The sequence below is a fragment of the Microcoleus sp. T2B6 genome (assembly GCF_036700475.1).
Classification (GTDB): Bacteria; Cyanobacteriota; Cyanobacteriia; order Cyanobacteriales; family Microcoleaceae; genus Microcoleus.
The window spans coordinates 1-16846 of the sequence record NZ_JAUBOZ010000050.1 but is presented as its reverse complement, the minus strand read 5'-3'; the positions used below and the strand labels follow the sequence as shown (position 1 = coordinate 16846).

Here is a 16846-nt window from a genome sequence, read left to right as displayed (position 1 = left end):
TCCGTGGGGTCGCCTCTAAAATCTAAAATCTAAAATCTAAAATCGATTGACTTACTGCATCCGATCGATCGTCCGATACTGCACCGCCTCCGCCACATGATTCGTTTTCAAGCTTTCATCCCCCGACAAATCAGCAATAGTTCTAGCAACCTTCAAAATGCGATCGCTCGCCCTCGCCGAAAGCCCCAACTTCCGAATCGCCATCTCCAACAAATTCCGAGAAGCATCATCCAACTGACACCATGTGTTAATGTGACTGCTTTGCATTTCCGCATTACAGCGCAAACTAGATTCCGACTGAAAACGGCGAGTAGCGAGCTCTCGCGCCCGCTGCACCCTCACCCGCACCGGTTCCGACTCCTCCCCCGTCGGCTGTCGCGTAATTTCTTCGGGTTTCAAACGATTTACGGCCACTTGCAAATCAATCCGATCCATCAAAGGCCCCGAAAGTTTTGCCCAATATTGCTCCCTCTTTTGCGGCGAACAAGTACACTGTTGAATCGAATCGCCGTAATAACCGCAAGCGCAAGGATTCGTACTAGCAACTAATGTAAATTGAGCCGGAAACATCACTGATTGTCTAGTCCGAGAAATCGTCACATAACCATCTTCCAGCGGTTGTCGTAAAAACTCCAAAACATCTCTTTTAAACTCAGTTAATTCATCCAAAAAAAGTATGCCGCGATGTGCTAAAGAAATTTCACCCGGACGCGGAAAACTGCCGCCACCTACCAAAGAAGGGCCAGATGCCGAATGGTGAGGACTGCGAAAAGGTCGATCGCCCACCAAGCTCCCCTTATCCTTCAACAACCCAGCCACCGAATGAATTTGAGTCACATCCAAAGCTTCATCAAAAGTCAGCGGCGGCAAAATACCCGGCAAACGCCTCGCCAACATAGTCTTACCGCTCCCTGGCGGCCCCACAAAAATTAAATTGTGTCCCCCCGCCGCCGCAATTTCCAAAGCCCGCCGCGCGTGAATTTGCCCCTTTACATCCTTTAAATCTAGACCCGAAAACCGGGTTTTGGCTAACTCTTCTCTACCGTTTACTTCTACAGGCGAATAAACTTCAGGATTGTTCAAAAAATCAGTAACTGCAAAAATATTCTCAAAACCATAAACAGATATTCCGTGCACCAAAGCCGCTTCTTGCGCGTTACCAGCCGGTACAACCAACCCCGAAATACCCATTTTTTGAGCAGCAGCGGCGATCGGCAAAACCCCAGCCACAGGCCGTAAACTCCCATCTAAAGAAAGTTCCCCTAAAAACAAATAATCTCCCAAAAGTTGACCGCTGACTTGTTCGGATGCTGCTAAAATGCCAATGGCGATCGGCAAATCAAAACTCGGCCCCTCCTTCCGCAAATCCGCCGGAGTCAAATTAATCACAATACTCCGCATCGGAAAAGCATATCCAGAATTTTTTAGCGTAGCCTTAACCCTTTCTTTAGCTTCTTGCACCGCAGAATCGGGCAACCCCACAACGACGATTTTCGGTAGCCCCCCTGACACATCAGCCTCAACACCCACCTTTACCGCGTCAATTCCAACGATCGATGCACTCCAAACCCTAGCAAGCATTTTTCTTTATCCTTAATTTGCCTGTCCTTGATTCATCATCTATTATGATTAACAATGACTAATGAATATCGGGAGAGGCAAGAAAACTTTTCCTTGCCTCTTCTTTTTCTCCTCTTCCCTCTCTCCTGCTGCCTCTTCCCTCTTCCCACTTCCCCTTCTCCCTTCCCACTTGGGCCTTCCCTCTTCCCACTTCCCACTTGGGCCTTCTTCCCTCTTCCCCCTTCCGCCTTCTTCCTTCTTCCTTCTTCCTTCTTCCTTCGTTCGTTAACACCCATGACAACTCAAGAAACGCTTTTCAGCAAAATCATCCGCAAAGAGATTCCGGCAGACATCGTTTATGAAGACGACTTGGCCCTCGCGTTCCGAGATATCCATCCGCAAGCACCCGTCCACATCCTCGTCATTCCCAAACAGCCTATTGCCAAATTAGCCGATGCCGAGTCGGGAGATCATGCTCTCATGGGGCACTTGCTGCTGACTGTCAAACGGGTAGCAGAACAACTCGGACTTAGCAACGGCTATCGCGTCGTCATTAATAGCGGCAGCGACGGCGGCCAAACTGTAGACCACCTGCACCTTCACATTCTCGGCGGACGGCAGATGAAGTGGCCCCCAGGCTAAAGCCTAATTTTTACGCAGAACTTGCGGACTCATCCTCAGAAACCCGGTTGATTTCTATTGCCCAGCGCTTCAGAAACCGGGTTTCTTTTTTCGTCAATAAACCCCGTGGATTGGAGATTATTGAGAATGCAGCCCGCACTAGAAACCCGCTTTTCACTATTCTCCCGATAAAAATTTCCCCTCGCAGAATCCACCGGCTATATGTGAATAAATATTAAAAATCCTCTCCCCCAGACGTAATTAAGAGATATTTAAACAGAAAGAGAATCGACCTGAAAAAAATAATTTGCTAAAACTGCTGAACCCATCTACAGCTAATAGATTCAGTTCTTCAGGTCGCTATATTTAACCGGTTATGTGGGTAATATTGCTTTGTAAAAAACTATAAATATTTACCAAGAATCCAATTTTTGTAAATGTTTGTAAAATCTTTAAATTGTCAGCAGTAATCCCTTGGCAAACTAGAGTGAATGGTGTTACTAATATAAGCGTGGGGCATCCCCACAACGAACCTTGAAAATTCAATTAAGCCATCATAAACCAAGTCAGTAACTCAGGGCTAAAGCCACTGAGCTTGTAAGAGAAATCAAGCAAGCTGTATTGACCAGCCTAAGTCTTCACTGACTACGTTATTGGGGTCATAACACCGGAAAATGCGACGCTAGTTTTCCGCTCTGTTGTTTACAGTTAAACAGCCTTAAAGTCACTGAGACAGTGCTGTAAGCGTGACAAGCCCCGATAACCTTGGCGAAGCGAACATTACCCCGAAAAGGAGATTGAGGCAACCATACCTCACCGGAGAGGCAACCATACCTCTCCAGCCCCGCAAGGGATTCAAGGCGGTTGAAACCGCCGAGTCGTTTCCCACTTACCGAATGTTTCTTATGACAACAACCGTACAGCGTCGCGAAAACGCCAACGTTTGGGAGCAGTTTTGCAACTGGGTAACTAGCACGGATAACCGCATTTATGTAGGTTGGTTCGGGACGCTCATGATCCCAACTCTACTCAGCGCTACCATCTGCTACATAATCGCCTTCATCGCTGCTCCTCCAGTGGACATCGACGGCATCCGCGAACCAGTTGCTGGTTCCTTGATGTACGGCAACAACATCATTACTGGTGCTGTTGTTCCTTCATCGAATGCGATCGGGCTTCACTTCTATCCCATCTGGGAAGCAGCTTCCCTCGATGAGTGGTTGTACAACGGCGGCCCCTACCAATTGGTAGTATTTCACTTCCTGATTGGCATTTTCTGCTACATGGGTCGTGAATGGGAATTGTCCTACCGCTTAGGTATGCGTCCTTGGATCTGCGTCGCTTACTCTGCACCAGTTGCAGCAGCCACCGCAGTATTCTTGATCTACCCGATCGGACAAGGCAGCTTTTCTGACGGTATGCCCTTGGGTATCTCCGGCACATTCAACTTTATGATCGTGTTCCAAGCCGAGCACAACATCCTGATGCACCCCTTCCATATGTTGGGAGTTGCTGGTGTCTTCGGCGGTGCTCTGTTCTCCGCCATGCACGGTTCCTTGGTAACATCTTCTTTGGTTCGCGAAACAACCGAAACTGAATCTTTGAACTACGGTTACAAATTCGGTCAAGAAGAAGAAACCTACAACATCGTTGCAGCCCACGGCTACTTCGGTCGTTTGATTTTCCAATACGCGAGCTTTAACAACAGCCGTTCTTTGCACTTCTTGTTAGGTGCATGGCCAGTTGTCGGTATCTGGTTTACCTCTTTGGGTATTTCCACGATGGCGTTTAACTTGAACGGTTTCAACTTCAACCAATCGGTTATCGACTCGCAAGGTCGCGTCATCAACACTTGGGCTGATGTCATCAACCGCGCTAACTTGGGTATGGAAGTGATGCACGAGCGCAACGCTCACAACTTCCCTCTCGACTTGGCGGCCGGTGAAACAACTCCCGTAGCTTTGGTTGCTCCTTCCATCAACGGCTAAATTTAGCTTTTGATTAACAAAAAGCGCTCCTAGAAATAGGGGCGCTTTTTGTTTGGGCAAGTATAATTTGATAGATTTTTTTCTGTTAAATCCGTTAAATCTGAGATGTTGCACCATTCTCAGGAACAGGCTTTCCGGCCTGTTCCACAAAGAGTGAATTTTCTTGTGGAACAGGCATCTTGCCTGTTCATAAAAAGCTTATTGAGAATGGTGCAACTTCTCAGTTAAATCCGTTAAATCTGTTAAATCTCGTACACTGCGCGTTGCCGAGCTTCCTTCTTCCCGATCGATCTGATATATTGATTAAGAATTATTATTTTTGGCAATCATCAAAGTGGCGATATTTAACAGGCACAAATTTGAAAAACTCGTGGTTCATAAATCCAAAACATTAGCCTGGGCGATCGCACTTTTCAGCGGCATTTTGATGGCATTGACAACCGCACCAGTAAATGCTTGGCTATTGGCTTGGGTAGCATTAGCTCCCCTGTGGGTTTTGGTTGTTAGTTATGAAAGACCAAAGCAAGAAGTAAAACAACAAAAATTCTTCCTTCTTCCTTCTTCCTTCTTCCTTCTTCCTTCACTCTGGGGAATTGGCTATCACGGATTAGCTTTATCTTGGATTATGGGAATTCACCCGATGACTTGGTTGGGAGTTCCTTGGTGGCCGAGTTTGGCGATCGCACTTTTTTGCTGGGCATTCATCACCCTCTGGGGAGCAGCATTAGTCGCCGTTTGGGCGTGGCTATTTGCGATCGCAATTTCCAAAATTAGTGGCACAGGCATCTTGCCTGTGATTTCCGAAAAAATTAGTGGCACAGGCATCTTGCCTGTGATTTCCGAAAAAATTAGTGGCACAGGCATCTTGCCTGTGATTCCCCAAAAAATTAGTGGCACAGGCATCTTGCCTGTGATTCGCATTTTAATTGGCACAGCTTTGTGGTGTGCCTTAGAAAGTATTTGGAGTACAGGTTCGCTGTGGTGGACATCACTATCTTACACGCAAAGCCCGCACAATTTAGCAATATTGCACCTCGGTCAACTCTCCGGGCCCAGCGCCGTAACAGCCGCTATTGTAGCAGTAAATGGCTTAATCGCAGAAGCTTTTATAGAAGGAAGAAGGAAGAAGGAAGAAGGAAGTTCGGCAACGGATTGTGTAACGGATGTAACTGATGTAACTGATGGATGGAAGCAGGAGAGAGTCCGAGGTAAGAAGGGAGAAGTCCGAGGGAAGAAGTCGGTTGCTTATATTTTGCCTGCGGGTTTATTTTTAGTTTTGCATATTGCAGGCTGGAGTTTGTACAATCGGCCTTTAATTCAAGAGGCGGGAACATCATTAAAAATTGGCATCATTCAAGGCAATATTCCCAACCAGATTAAGTTTGACTCAGGGGGGTGGCGGCGCGCTTTGGAAGGTTACACGGCTGGGTACAAACAGTTAGCCGACAGGAAAGTCGATGCTGTGTTAATTCCAGAGACGGCTTTACCTTTTATCTGGACAAACGAGTATCAGCGTTCTACTCTTTCCTTTTACCAAGCTATTCTCGAACGCGGCGTTGTGGCTTGGGTTGGAGGATTCGGACAGCAAGATAATAGTATCACTAACAGCTTATTGGCGATCGATCGCACTGGAGAAATTGTCGGTCGCTACGATAAACTAAAGCTAGTGCCTTTAGGCGAATATATCCCTTTTTACGAAATTTTAGGCGGGATTATTAATCGGCTTTCTCCCTTAGATGCTCATTTAGTACCCGGTAATTCTAAACAATTGTTTGATACGCCGTTTGGCCGCGCCATTGTCGGAATTTGTTACGATTCGGCGTTTGCTGAAATTTTCCGATATCAGGCGGCGAAGGGAGGCGAATTTATGATCACCGCTTCCAACAATGCCCATTACAAACCCCCAATGCTGGATCAACATCATGCTCTAGATGTGATGCGGGCAATTGAAACTGATAGATGGGCAGTTATCGCAACTAATACGGGTTACTCTGCTTTTGTAAATCCTCGCGGCGAGACGGTTTGGAAGTCTGGAATTAATACCTATGAAGTCCGAGATGCTACTATTTATCGGCGGCAAACTCGAACTTTGTACGTGCGGTGGGGAGATTGGCTGACGCCTTTATTGTTAGTATTGGCTGGGTTAATGCGGTTAATTGTTAGAAATTAACCCGTAGGTTATACGATTTTAGATTTTCGATACCAATCTAAAATCTAAAATCGTCGGACTTTGTACGTGCGGCGGGGAGATTGGCTGACGCCTTTATTGTTAGTCTTGCCTGGGTTAATGCGGTTGATGGTTCAAAATTAACCAGAAGATTTTAGATTTTATCTTTTATATACCAATCTAAAATCTAAAATCTAAAATCTAAAATCGAATGACTCTACTTATCTTTCAGGTGTTGGTGAACGCTAGGAGATAAAGAAATTAAATCGTCCATATTGCGCTGCATCGCAGCACACATATTGTCCAAAGGCAAATCATTGGCATCGCGCCCGAAGGGATTTTCTATTTCAATGCCGATTTCTTCGATGCCGAACAAAGTAAAACTAATTAAAGCAACAACAGGGCCGGTTCCCCAACCCAAATCCTTCACCATTTGAAAGGGCAGTGCCAAAGAGTAAAGTAACAATAGCTGTTTGAGGTGAATCGCGTAAGCCAAAGGGATAGGCGTCTTCAAAATCCGCTCGCAGCCCCCTAATACATCAATCATAGAGTTGAGCAACTCATTCATACCAGTTAACTGATAAACATCCACGCAATTGCGCTCGTACTGCTCGTGCATATAATCCTCAATCCAAAAGGCAACTTCTAGGGGCGGATTGTTCATCGATTTGAGCTTTTGGTACTGCGCTGGGGACATTAACGGCTCCAACTCTGGATTGACTGATTCTTGCCGTAAGTGCAGTTTCATTGCCACTGCCAAGGCAACTAATAGGCGCAGTGCTGACTTTTTTTCTATGATATCCTGCGGGTCTTTTTCCTCAATTGCTACCCAGATTTGACGAGCCAAATTGCGGATGTTATTGTTTAAAGTACCCCACAATCTGCGACCTTCCCAAAATCGCTCGTAGGCTGTGTTTGTCCGAAAAACTAACAGTAAACCGAGGACAATACTCGGTACAATGCTAGACAAAATCGGCAAGGATACTGGCAAGTTGAAAAAGTACAGGAAGGAAATAAACACCCCAAATCCGCCGCACAGCAAAACGCGCGGCAAAATTGAGGGAATGACAGACCCTCGAACCTGTAATGCAATTTTAAACCACGACGGTCGATCGCCACTCATGCAAGTCTCCTGATTAAATTAGTAGTCTGCCCCCTAGGGCGGGCAGCGCAAACGCCTGCTACACTTAGTTCTGCGGTTCCCGCCAGTCGATTTGAGATTCGAGATTTTAGACTGACTCCACAGATAAATCTGGGGGGTTTGAACTAGAGTCTAAAATTTTTTGGTCTTCACGACTGCTGTCAGGGCTTGTATCCCTCTTGGGGTGCGGTGAGAGATTCCGAAAAAAGCTTTCCTACAAACAACCTTTGGATTTTACCCAAAAAACTCATATTTAGGATCAATCTAAAATCTAAAACCTAAAACCTAAAATCTAAAATTGATTGACTGAGGCACTTAATTCGGTAAGATTAATCATGTATCTTTAAACCTCAGCTTCCGTGCAAGAGCTACCGACATCTGTACCCCCGCATTTTCACCGATTGCCAAACCAACGGTGGCAAATTTATTCGCCTCAACCACAGCAAGCCGAACAGTTTGCCACTGAAATCGGTTTGTCGCCCTTGCTGGCACAGGTACTGATTAACCGGGGAATCGATTCGCTTACAGAAGTGCAAGGGTTTATCGAACCGGAATCTCTGGTTTTGCCGGCGCCAATGGATGAGTTTCCAGATTTGGCTGCGAGTGTCAAATTGTTGCGGGAGGCGATTTCGGGAGGGCAAAAAATTGCCATTTGCGGCGACTACGATGCTGACGGGATGACGAGCACGGCTTTGTTGCTGCGAGCTCTCAGGGCTCTGGGGGCGAATGTGGATTATGCTATTCCCAGCCGGATGCGAGAAGGTTATGGGATTAACGATCGCATTGTAGAAGAATTTCACTCAGAAGGTGTCGCTCTCATTCTCACGGTTGACAACGGAATTGCAGCCTACGGCCCGGTTGCCAGAGCGCGAGAACTCGGTGTCAAAGTTATTATTACAGACCACCACGATTTACCGCCAAAACTGCCGCCGGCTGATGCTATTCTCAACCCGAAATTAATTGCAGAATCTTCGCCTTATCGCGGTTTAGCTGGCGTAGGCGTTGCTTATGTTTTGGCGATTACTTTGGCTCAGGATATGAAAAAAGTTGGGGGATTGGTGAATCCGCTGCTGGAATTATTTACCTTGGGAACTATTGCGGATTTAGCACCTTTGACAGGAGTTAATCGGCGTTGGGTAAAGCGGGGTTTGCGGCTGTTGCCTCACTCGCAATTGGCGGGTATTCAGGCTTTGATTCATGTGGCAGGAGTGCAGCCGGGAAGTGGGGAAAGTTCATCTATTCTCAACTCAAAACTCACGGGCGGGCACGGGGGCACCGCCCCTACTCAAAATTCCTTAAAGCCTGAAGATATTGGTTTTCGACTTGGGCCCCGGATTAATGCTGTGGGGCGGCTGGCTGACCCTCAAATTGTGATAGAGTTGCTGACTACGGACGATCGCGAATTGGCTCTCAAAAATGCGATGCAGTGCGAACAAATCAATCAGCGCAGGCAGGAGTTGTGCCAGGAAATTGAGCAGGAAGCAATTGCTTGGTGCGAGGAAAGGGCGATCGACTTGCAGCAAGAACGAGTTTTAGTTGTCGTGCAACCGGGTTGGCACCACGGGGTTATCGGGATTGTAGCTTCTCGGTTGGTGGAACGCTACGGCGTACCTGTGTTTATTGGTACTTTTGAGGATGAGGGCGGGCACGGGGGCACCGCCCCTACAACCTCATCCTCCTCCGTGCCCCCGTGCCCGCCCGCTAAAATTATCAGGGGTTCGGCGAGGGGAATTCCTGAGTTTAATGTATTTGACGGGCTGAATTTTTGCGCGGATTTATTAACTAAATTTGGCGGACACAAAGCGGCGGGCGGTTTTTCTATGCCGGCCCAGAATCTCGAACAATTCCGCAGCCAATTGTCAATTTTTGCCAATCAATGTTTGCAGCCGGAACACTTAAAACCGCTGGTTTCAGTAGATGTGCGAGCCGATTTGGCTGAGATTAATCTCGACCTTTACCGACAAATTGATGCTCTGGAACCTTGCGGGATTGAAAATAAGGCTCCTGTCTTTTGGACGCCTAATGTTTGCATAACAGAACAGAAAATTGTGGGTAAAGGAGGTCACGTTAAACTAACTGCAACTCAAGATGGAAATGTATCGGCTAGTGTGAAGGCGATTGCTTGGCGTTGGGGCGAATATTTTCCTTTGCCTCGGCGGGTTGATATTGCTTACCGATTGCGGGAAAATAGTTTTAATGGCAAGACATCGGTGGAGTTAGAATTGTTGGGCGTTCGGCTACCGGCAAATGCTGCTACTTCGAGGCCGCCGAGGTTCGGAAAAGTTGAGTTTGATTACTGCGATCGCACTTATTCTTGCAGTCTATCTCCTGCAGGCTCGATCGAGGAATTGAGAATTCGCAACTCTCAAGGGCAAGTTTTGGCTGTTGCACCCGGACAAAACATCGGTTTGTTAGGCAACTCCCGCAAAGATGCTAGAGAAGTCGATGTATCTCTACCTTTTTTTGAGAATTTGATTCAAACTGCTAAACACGCCCTGGGTATTTGATCAGTCGGTATTTGATCGGAAATCTCGTGCAGCAGCGAAAATTGGCGATCGAGCGTTGTGAATTTTGCCTAATTTAAAACTCAAAACTCCCAACTATCGATCGCCGCCTAGCGTGCTATAATTACAGGTCGCCGCCTTTAGCAGCCAAGAGAAAAATCACGATCGGGCCAGAAAGCACGACTGCTGCGAGTAAAGCTACCTGAACAATGAGTTGGTAGTCTACACCACCCATACCACTGAAAAGATCGGTTATAAAGTCCATTTGTCCTCCTGACTGTAGTGATTAAGTCTAGATTGTTGAATTAGAAAATCCGCTTCTGATTTTACCGGGCGATCGACCATATTTTTTAAGGAACTTTACAAAATTCAACAAAATGTAAACTACGATCGACCTCTCAGTCACAGGAAACCAGGGATTTGATGCCCCTTCCCGGAAAGTCCCCCCAATCTCAAATCTAAAATCTAAAATCGAACCGCCCCTTCGGGATCTCCGTCCCCGGCGCTGGCAATTGATATACTTGAAGAGCCCAAATCTCTTAAAGTTTGGCATTTTCCACATAATGCTCCGAATCTAAAATCTAAAATCAAAAATCTAAAATCAAACTATGGCTACTTGGCGTTGCGTAAAGCAGTGCGGTGCTTGTTGTTACCTCGACCCAACAGAGCGCCCAGACTTAGACGAGTATTTATCTCAAGACGAATTAGCGCTCTATTTGAGCTTAGTCGGAGAGGACGGTTGGTGTATCAATTTTGACAGAGCGACGCGAGAATGCGGAATTTATGCCGATCGACCGCGCTTTTGTCGGGTAGACTCAGAGGTGTTTCAGGATATGTACGGCGTTGAGCCGACTGAATTGAACGATTTCGCGATCGAGTGCTGCTTGGAGCACATTGAAGATCTGTATGGCGATCGATCTTTGGAAATGATCCGCTTTAACTCTGAAGTCGGAATTCTCGCCTTACCTGACGGTGTTGCATAATTGCGGGATGATTTTGATTGTTTTGGGGGATGGGCCTCTGATCCCGAAGGCGTGTATTTTCACAGCAGGCGGGACACCCCACAACCATCCTCCTCAAATTTTGCAACGCCTACCTGACAACTAACAATCTCCCGGTTTCTCACCGGGATAGTGTCAAAATAAACAAATCAAGGAAATATCGCGCAGTTGAGTTGAGCTATGAGCAATCGAGAGGGTTTTACAGGGGGATTTATTGCCGGAGCTGCAGTTGGCGGCTTGGTGGGTGCAGTTTTGGGCGCGGTGCTGTCGCGTCGCGCTGCTGAAGCTTTGCTGAGTGAACCTTCAGAAGCAAAGACAAGAAAGATCCGCCAGAGGAAAGCCGGTCAACTCGAAGCCGACAGCATGGAAGTAGCAAGGCTGAGTTTAGAAGATAAAATTGCCCAGCTAAATCAGGCAATAGATGACGTGCGGCTGCAACTCGGCGACGTAAACGGCAACGCGCCGGCGCCGGGCAGCGAGGGTTCGATCGCCCCCGACTCCTGAATCCCTTTAAAATTTTAGATTAGTCTGGCAGATCAATGCGGGCGATCGGTCAACTGTCGCACATTTCTCTCTTGTTCTTTCCAGCTAAAAGGGGGAGACAGAAGGAGCAAGGAACAACAAAAACGCTTTTGGTCTCCCCCTCTCCCCCCTCTCCCTCCTCTGTCACTCCCCCAGCTATGCTAAACTCACAGTTAAAGTGTCTGTAAACTTTACTCAAACTACAAGCAAAATTTATGAGTTCTTCCATAGGCCTTTTGGCAACCACGCTGTCCACATTTCTGCAAATCTATGTAGCCCTGATGATTATTCGGGTGCTGTTAAGCTGGTTCCCCAATATCAATTGGTATGACCCCCCGTTTTCGATTTTGAGTCAGTTAACTGATCCTTACCTCAATCTATTCCGATCGATTATTCCCCCCTTGGGAGGGATTGACTTTTCGCCACTGATTGCGTTTTTTGTACTTCAGTTCGGATCTGAATTCTTGATCGGTCTTTTGACCAGCTTGCAAACATCCTTGTAGTTTGAAAAGCTTAAGTTTTTAAGCATCGAGCGTAAATTGTTTTGCCGACCTAGCTGCCGACAACTAAATTTTAGATTTGACATTTTTAGATAAACTCCCCGGTTGAAAAGCTGGGGAGTTTATCGTACATGAGAAATGAGAAATTGCCAGCCACTCAACAATCTCCTATCAATTCCGGTGTTACCGGAATGATGGGGAGTGGGGAGTGGGGAGTGGGGAAATGTGGAATTATTGACCTTGACTTTATCATTCCCATCCAACCAGAAACAATCTCAAATCTCAAATCGAAAACTGCATCGCAATTTCACGGCCAGCCAACCCAAAATCTCAAATCAGCAATCTAAAATCTCAAATAGTTTCGTTAGCGGCGAACCACGCCAGTAAAACCTGTAGCTTTAAATTGCTTGAGCTTCAAAGGTGTTCTCTGATTGGCTGCAACGGAAATTCTGAGCTGAAAATCGCTAACTCCGGGAGGAACTTCTTCTATAGAACCCAAGCGAGTCCGGTTTTGCATCACCGGGTTGTCGTCGGCATCATAAATGCGGCCGAAAATATCGGCATTGACAACTGGTTTGCCCGTGCTATTTTCAGCTTTCCCAGTAATCAAAAAGCAGGTAGCTTCCATAGAACTGCCGCTGGTGACTGTTCCTTCTCCCATTTCTGCGGGACATTCGCGATAAGAAAGGTCGGAAAGTTTAATCTGCGTCAGAGCCCAAGCAGGTGGAGTGAAGACCAAACTAAAAATTCCGATTAGGCAAGTAGCAAAAAAAAGGCTGATAGCTCGAAATTTCATAAATTGCGGGGCAAGTATATTTTAATTCTCAGCTTAGCGCGAATTCAGCCTCAAATTCCTACTTATAGGAATTCGGAAAACTAAAGCTACTTTTTGAAGAAATGGCATTAGCCTAGACCTAAATGCTGACGTAAAGCTTGGCGCATCACATCGACTGGGACAGATTCTTTATCCAGCCAAATTTTTAAGGCGGCTGCTCCTTGTTGAACTAGCATTTCGAGTCCGTCAATAGCTCGCGCTCCCCTAAGCTGTGCATCTTTGAGAAACTGGGTAGGATTAGGGGTGTAAATTAAATCATAGACGATCGCACCTGCTGAAATTCGATCGATCTCACCAGCCGCAACCGGCGACTTTTCCCCCTGCGGATACATCCCCACAGGCGTCGTGTTCACCAGCAAATCTGCCTGCGAAATTAAACTTGACAAATTATCCCAAGTATGCACCTGCAAATTCTGCACGGGCATCGGAGAATTGACCCAACTCTGCTGAAATTCCGCTAAATTTTGTTCGTTGCGGCCGACAACGTGAATCTCTGCACATCCCAATTGAGCGCATCCAGCCACAACAGCTCTCGCCGCCCCGCCATTCCCCAAAATTACCGCTACTTTCTGACTCCAATCGGAACCCGGAGAGCCCCCTAAATCCCCCTTAAGAAGGGGGACTTTGACACAATTCTCCCCCCTTTGTAGGGGCGGTGCCCCCGTGCCCGCCCTACGAGGGGGATCTGAATCTGATTGGAAAGTTTGAAAACCCCCCGTTTGCAGCGGCGCGAGAAAGCCTTCAACGTCAGTATTTGTGCCGCACCAACCTTTGTCAGTTAGGTACACGGTATTGACTGCGCCGATCGATCGGGCGATCGGGGAAACTTCCGACAGCAGCGGTAAGATTGCTTGTTTGTGCGGAATCGTGATGCTAAATCCCCGAACGCCGATCGCCGCAAATCCTGCAAGAGCAACCTTTAAATCCTCTGGTTTTACTGGAAACGGCAAGTAAACAAAATCGACTCCCAAGTGGGAAATAGCAGCATTGTGCATCGCCGGCGACAGAGAATGTTCGACGGGATGACCAATTACTCCCAACAGTTTAGTAGTGCCTTTAATCATTTTTGTTAGTTGACTGTTGACTGTTGACTGTTAACGGTTGACTGTTAACGGTTGACTGTTGACTGTTGACTGTTGACTGTTGATCGGGCAATGCTGTTGACTTTTGAGTGTTGACTTTTGTTAGTTTTCATAGCACATCCTGCTACAATAACGCCCTTATTCTTTAGTCCGCTAGAAGTGAACTTCGTTTGACCCAAGAGCGATTTCAACCGTCAACTGTCAACTGTCAACTCTCAACTGTCAACTCTCAACTCTCAACTGTCAACCGTCAACTCTCAACTGTTTCCCGAAACTCTTTGGCGTCAGCCAAAATCGGATTGACATCAAACCAATAATCTTCGCCGTAACGGTATTCAAACACCCAGAGACTCCGCAGCAATATTTGGTATTTAGTTTCCCCGTTCACAGTTTTGGTAGCGGATACTTGGCGCAGCAATTTCCACTCATCGGGTTCGATCGCCAAAGTAAGCTGGTGGCGGCGCTGGACGATCACATTTTCCAAAGTTTCCCGCGACAGAGGAGGGTCTTGTTTCTGCAGACAGCCATACAGCAGTTGCAGCAAATTGCGGACATGACCACCGCTGACTCGACACAGGCGATCGAGAGTTTCCGCAGAGTCGAAAACCTTGCCCACCAAAGCATAGCGCTGCGAAGGGTGCACTGTGGGAAAAGCCCGCGCCAGAACCATCTGCTGCAGCAATTCCACACCCTCAGAGCACTCAGAACCGTCGCTCAACTGCACCGGCACCATCGGCAAAACCTTCGGATCTACCCCAAATCGATTGGTCAACTGGCCCAAATCGTTAGAGAAAATCAGCACCAAAGGAATTGTATACACGACGTGGCAATTTAGTCTTGCCAATTGTTCGCCGCGATCGACAAACAGGTATTCCGGCTGCAGTCGCCCCGTCGGTTTCGCGCACAGGTGTATGCGATCGAGATTGTCGATAATTACTACAAGTCCTTGTTTTCCTTGGCGTTTGAGTTCTTGATTAGCCGGCTCCAACAACTCCTTATTCAGTGCATCTAAAATTACGTTAGTTCGCGGCTCCAAATATTGCCTCAACTCCGATCGCAGATTCGGAGCATCTTTCGCCTTAGCAGTAATTTTGCCAATTCCCAACGCCAGAGAAAATTCTCCCTCCGTGCTGGCATTTATTTCCCCAAAACCAGGGACATTAGCTTCCGCGCTCAAGTCTATTTGAGTTTGAAAAACATCAGCAACCCCTTTGAGCAAAGCTTTAAAACCCGTCGGTTGCAGCTTGATTTTCATTTTCTCGATGCTTTCGCTCACCTGACGAGCAACGCTCAACAAAATGTCAGTGATATCTACATCTGCCATGTCTAAGTCTTTACTTGACTCAAAGTAAACAACATGAAATCCTTGTTGCTGCAATTGAGCTTGCAGCCGCAGCAATTCTGTGGATTTACCAGAGCCGATGTGACCGGTGAATAATTGACAGGTAGGTGCATCCGGGGACAGACGGCTGATGGTGCGCTCCAATTGTTCTACGATTGTGCCGCCCCGCACTGATGAGAAATCGATATAGTATTGTCTGTCTTCTTGATTTGCTACTGCCAGGGTGTAGCTGGGATTGCAGGCGCTATAAAATTTCTGTAAATTTAGTTCCATACCCTGTTCCATCTTTCTCAACATTATGCCCTAATACCTTATTCGTTTCGCTACTTTACTAATCAGAACAAGTGACCAGTTTATTCGGCTGTTTTATTTTGCGGTCAATATCTTGATGTAGCTCATACAATTTGAGATTTTAGATTTTAGATTTTAGATTTGAGATTTTAGATGGGTAATGACTCATCACTATCGGGTTTGGCTTCTTCCCTCCCTGGCTATTCTTTTTTTAAACTTTTATCATAATACGCGCTAACCAATTATACCTAATTTTGGCCTACAGGGAATGAAGGGAAGTCACTAATACCCCATAACTAGGCAATCGCTCTGGGGAGCATCTCACCTTTGCAGCCCTCCGCTAGAAATTGGAGTTTTGAGGCAGGAGGCAGGAGGCAGGAGGCAGAAGGAAAGAGGAAGAAGGAAAGAGGAAGAAGGAAGGAGCCAGAAGAAGGAAGGAGCCAGAAGAAGTATTTTTACAAAGATGAGATGCTCCCTCGCTCTGTCTGTGCCGATCGCGATTTTGTATATTGAAATCAACGACGAAGAGTGGGCGGTAATGTTCTCGCGTCAAAGTGGCTATTTTAGTACGGTTAACCGAATATATAAAGGGCGGTAACTTGCACCCGATCCGAGTTCATAAACCAAGATATTGTGTTTTCTCTGCTGAATTGTCCGATAAATTATCCCTATTCCGCCTCCGATACAAAAAATCCTTGTTGTCAGTTTGAATAAAAAAGACACGCTAGTATAGAAACCTCCTTGGCGGTTGCTATATCCCCATTAACCGATTAATCAGGGCTGTAATTACTAATCCTAAGATTAGCGAAATCAATCAGTTAATCCGCATTTAAATTGCATAGTAAAATAAATTTTTCCTCTTGTGGGGAGTAGGGGTTGGGCAGGAAAGCCAGCCCTCAACATACCAATTAAATGCACAACAGCTTAGATCAACAAACCCATATTCTTTTCGTCCTATACTCACTAGGGTCAGAGACCATACTGAATTGCCAACCATTTCTCACGCTTGCCTGCCCGTTATCAAATTTCTCAGTCTCATCAAACTGTGGTTCAATTTAGTCCACTTAAGTGGACTTCAGCTATGAGACAGGGATTTCAATCCCTGTCGGACTCTCGGACTCATCGATCGACCCCGATCGCACTTTTGGGGCGATCGGGTTTTGCTTTCAGTCCGCCGGGGATTGAAATCCCCGTCTCATAGCTAAAGTCGGTTAAAACTGACATCTTGCAGCAATATCAATAAGAGGATTTTTCGTGGGGTCGGGCGGGTTTATAGAACCTATTTGCAAGCT

General features: G+C 46.6%; 17 protein-coding genes. 10 read left to right on the top strand and 7 right to left on the bottom strand.

Annotated elements, in window-relative coordinates; translation table 11 throughout:
* Window positions 1–51: 51 nt before the first annotated feature.
* Both QUA00_RS20890 and QUA00_RS20885 read right to left on the bottom strand, forming a co-directional pair.
* The gene (locus tag QUA00_RS20890) at window positions 52–1581 is read right to left on the bottom strand and encodes a YifB family Mg chelatase-like AAA ATPase (RefSeq protein WP_333306884.1); all 1530 of its coding nucleotides are present in this window, start codon (window positions 1579–1581) and stop codon (window positions 52–54) included.
* 35 nt (window positions 1582–1616) lie between these two features.
* Window positions 1617–1856 (bottom strand): hypothetical protein, encoded by a 240-nt coding sequence (locus QUA00_RS20885; RefSeq protein ID WP_333141726.1) that lies wholly within the window; start codon window positions 1854–1856, stop codon window positions 1617–1619.
* Here QUA00_RS20885 and QUA00_RS20880 point away from each other — a divergent pair.
* The 4 genes from QUA00_RS20880 to lnt all read left to right on the top strand — a co-directional run bounded on the left by QUA00_RS20880 (window position 1855) and on the right by lnt (window position 6339).
* Window positions 1855–2202, top strand: a complete 348-nt coding sequence (locus tag QUA00_RS20880; protein ID WP_006631073.1) for a histidine triad nucleotide-binding protein — start codon at window positions 1855–1857, stop codon at window positions 2200–2202. The genes QUA00_RS20885 and QUA00_RS20880 overlap by 2 nt on opposite strands.
* 884 nt (window positions 2203–3086) lie before the next feature.
* A complete protein-coding gene (gene psbA / locus QUA00_RS20875; RefSeq protein ID WP_333410992.1) occupies window positions 3087–4169 on the top strand; it encodes a photosystem II q(b) protein in 1083 nt (360 codons plus the stop codon).
* 179 nt (window positions 4170–4348) lie between these two features.
* A complete protein-coding gene (locus QUA00_RS20870) occupies window positions 4349–4564 on the top strand; it encodes a hypothetical protein (protein WP_333410991.1) in 216 nt (71 codons plus the stop codon).
* Window positions 4504–6339, top strand: a complete 1836-nt coding sequence (gene lnt / locus QUA00_RS20865) for an apolipoprotein N-acyltransferase (protein ID WP_445305755.1) — start codon at window positions 4504–4506, stop codon at window positions 6337–6339. The genes QUA00_RS20870 and lnt overlap by 61 nt, the downstream gene beginning before the upstream one ends.
* 214 nt (window positions 6340–6553) lie before the next feature.
* Here lnt and QUA00_RS20860 read toward each other — a convergent pair whose 3' ends face one another.
* A complete protein-coding gene (locus QUA00_RS20860) occupies window positions 6554–7459 on the bottom strand; it encodes a bestrophin family ion channel (protein WP_333141722.1) in 906 nt (301 codons plus the stop codon).
* Between the two features lie 377 nt (window positions 7460–7836).
* Here QUA00_RS20860 and QUA00_RS20855 point away from each other — a divergent pair, with 377 nt between their 5' ends.
* Window positions 7837–9984 carry a DHH family phosphoesterase gene (locus QUA00_RS20855; protein WP_333410990.1) on the top strand — a complete coding sequence of 716 codons (2148 nt, stop codon included), beginning with the start codon at window positions 7837–7839 and terminating at the stop codon, window positions 9982–9984.
* A 121-nt stretch (window positions 9985–10105) separates the two neighbouring features.
* Here the strand turns inward: QUA00_RS20855 and psb30 are convergent, their stop codons facing one another.
* Entirely contained in the window at window positions 10106–10246 is a 141-nt protein-coding gene (gene psb30, locus QUA00_RS20850) for a photosystem II reaction center protein Ycf12/Psb30 (RefSeq protein ID WP_333054512.1), read from the bottom strand.
* Window positions 10247–10589: 343 nt separating this feature from the next.
* On the opposite strand from psb30, the gene QUA00_RS20845 reads away from it, so the two are divergent.
* The 4 genes from QUA00_RS20845 to QUA00_RS20830 all read left to right on the top strand — a co-directional run bounded on the left by QUA00_RS20845 (window position 10590) and on the right by QUA00_RS20830 (window position 12351).
* Complete coding sequence (locus tag QUA00_RS20845; RefSeq protein ID WP_333410989.1) at window positions 10590–10964, top strand: YkgJ family cysteine cluster protein; 375 nt, start codon at window positions 10590–10592, stop codon at window positions 10962–10964.
* Window positions 10965–11162: 198 nt separating this feature from the next.
* Window positions 11163–11486: a hypothetical protein gene (locus tag QUA00_RS20840; protein WP_333410988.1), complete on the top strand. Its 324-nt coding sequence runs from the start codon at window positions 11163–11165 to the stop codon at window positions 11484–11486.
* A gap of 233 nt (window positions 11487–11719) precedes the next feature.
* Window positions 11720–12007: a YggT family protein gene (locus QUA00_RS20835; RefSeq protein ID WP_333102770.1), complete on the top strand. Its 288-nt coding sequence runs from the start codon at window positions 11720–11722 to the stop codon at window positions 12005–12007.
* A gap of 128 nt (window positions 12008–12135) precedes the next feature.
* Window positions 12136–12351, top strand: coding sequence for a hypothetical protein (locus tag QUA00_RS20830; RefSeq protein WP_333410987.1), 216 nt, complete (start codon window positions 12136–12138; stop codon window positions 12349–12351).
* Window positions 12352–12368: 17 nt separating this feature from the next.
* On the opposite strand, the gene QUA00_RS20825 is transcribed toward QUA00_RS20830, so the two are convergent.
* The 3 genes from QUA00_RS20825 to QUA00_RS20815 all read right to left on the bottom strand — a co-directional run bounded on the left by QUA00_RS20825 (window position 12369) and on the right by QUA00_RS20815 (window position 15536).
* Entirely contained in the window at window positions 12369–12800 is a 432-nt protein-coding gene (locus QUA00_RS20825; RefSeq protein ID WP_190657424.1) for a hypothetical protein, read from the bottom strand.
* A gap of 107 nt (window positions 12801–12907) precedes the next feature.
* Window positions 12908–13903 (bottom strand): shikimate dehydrogenase, encoded by a 996-nt coding sequence (locus QUA00_RS20820; protein ID WP_333410986.1) that lies wholly within the window; start codon window positions 13901–13903, stop codon window positions 12908–12910.
* 268 nt (window positions 13904–14171) lie between these two features.
* Window positions 14172–15536 (bottom strand): P-loop NTPase fold protein, encoded by a 1365-nt coding sequence (locus QUA00_RS20815; protein ID WP_333410985.1) that lies wholly within the window; start codon window positions 15534–15536, stop codon window positions 14172–14174.
* Between the two features lie 345 nt (window positions 15537–15881).
* Between QUA00_RS20815 and QUA00_RS20810 the strand changes: the two genes are divergently transcribed.
* On the top strand, window positions 15882–16067 hold the full coding sequence (locus QUA00_RS20810) for a hypothetical protein (RefSeq protein ID WP_333410984.1): 186 nt from the start codon (window positions 15882–15884) through the stop codon (window positions 16065–16067).
* Window positions 16068–16846 lie beyond the last annotated feature (779 nt).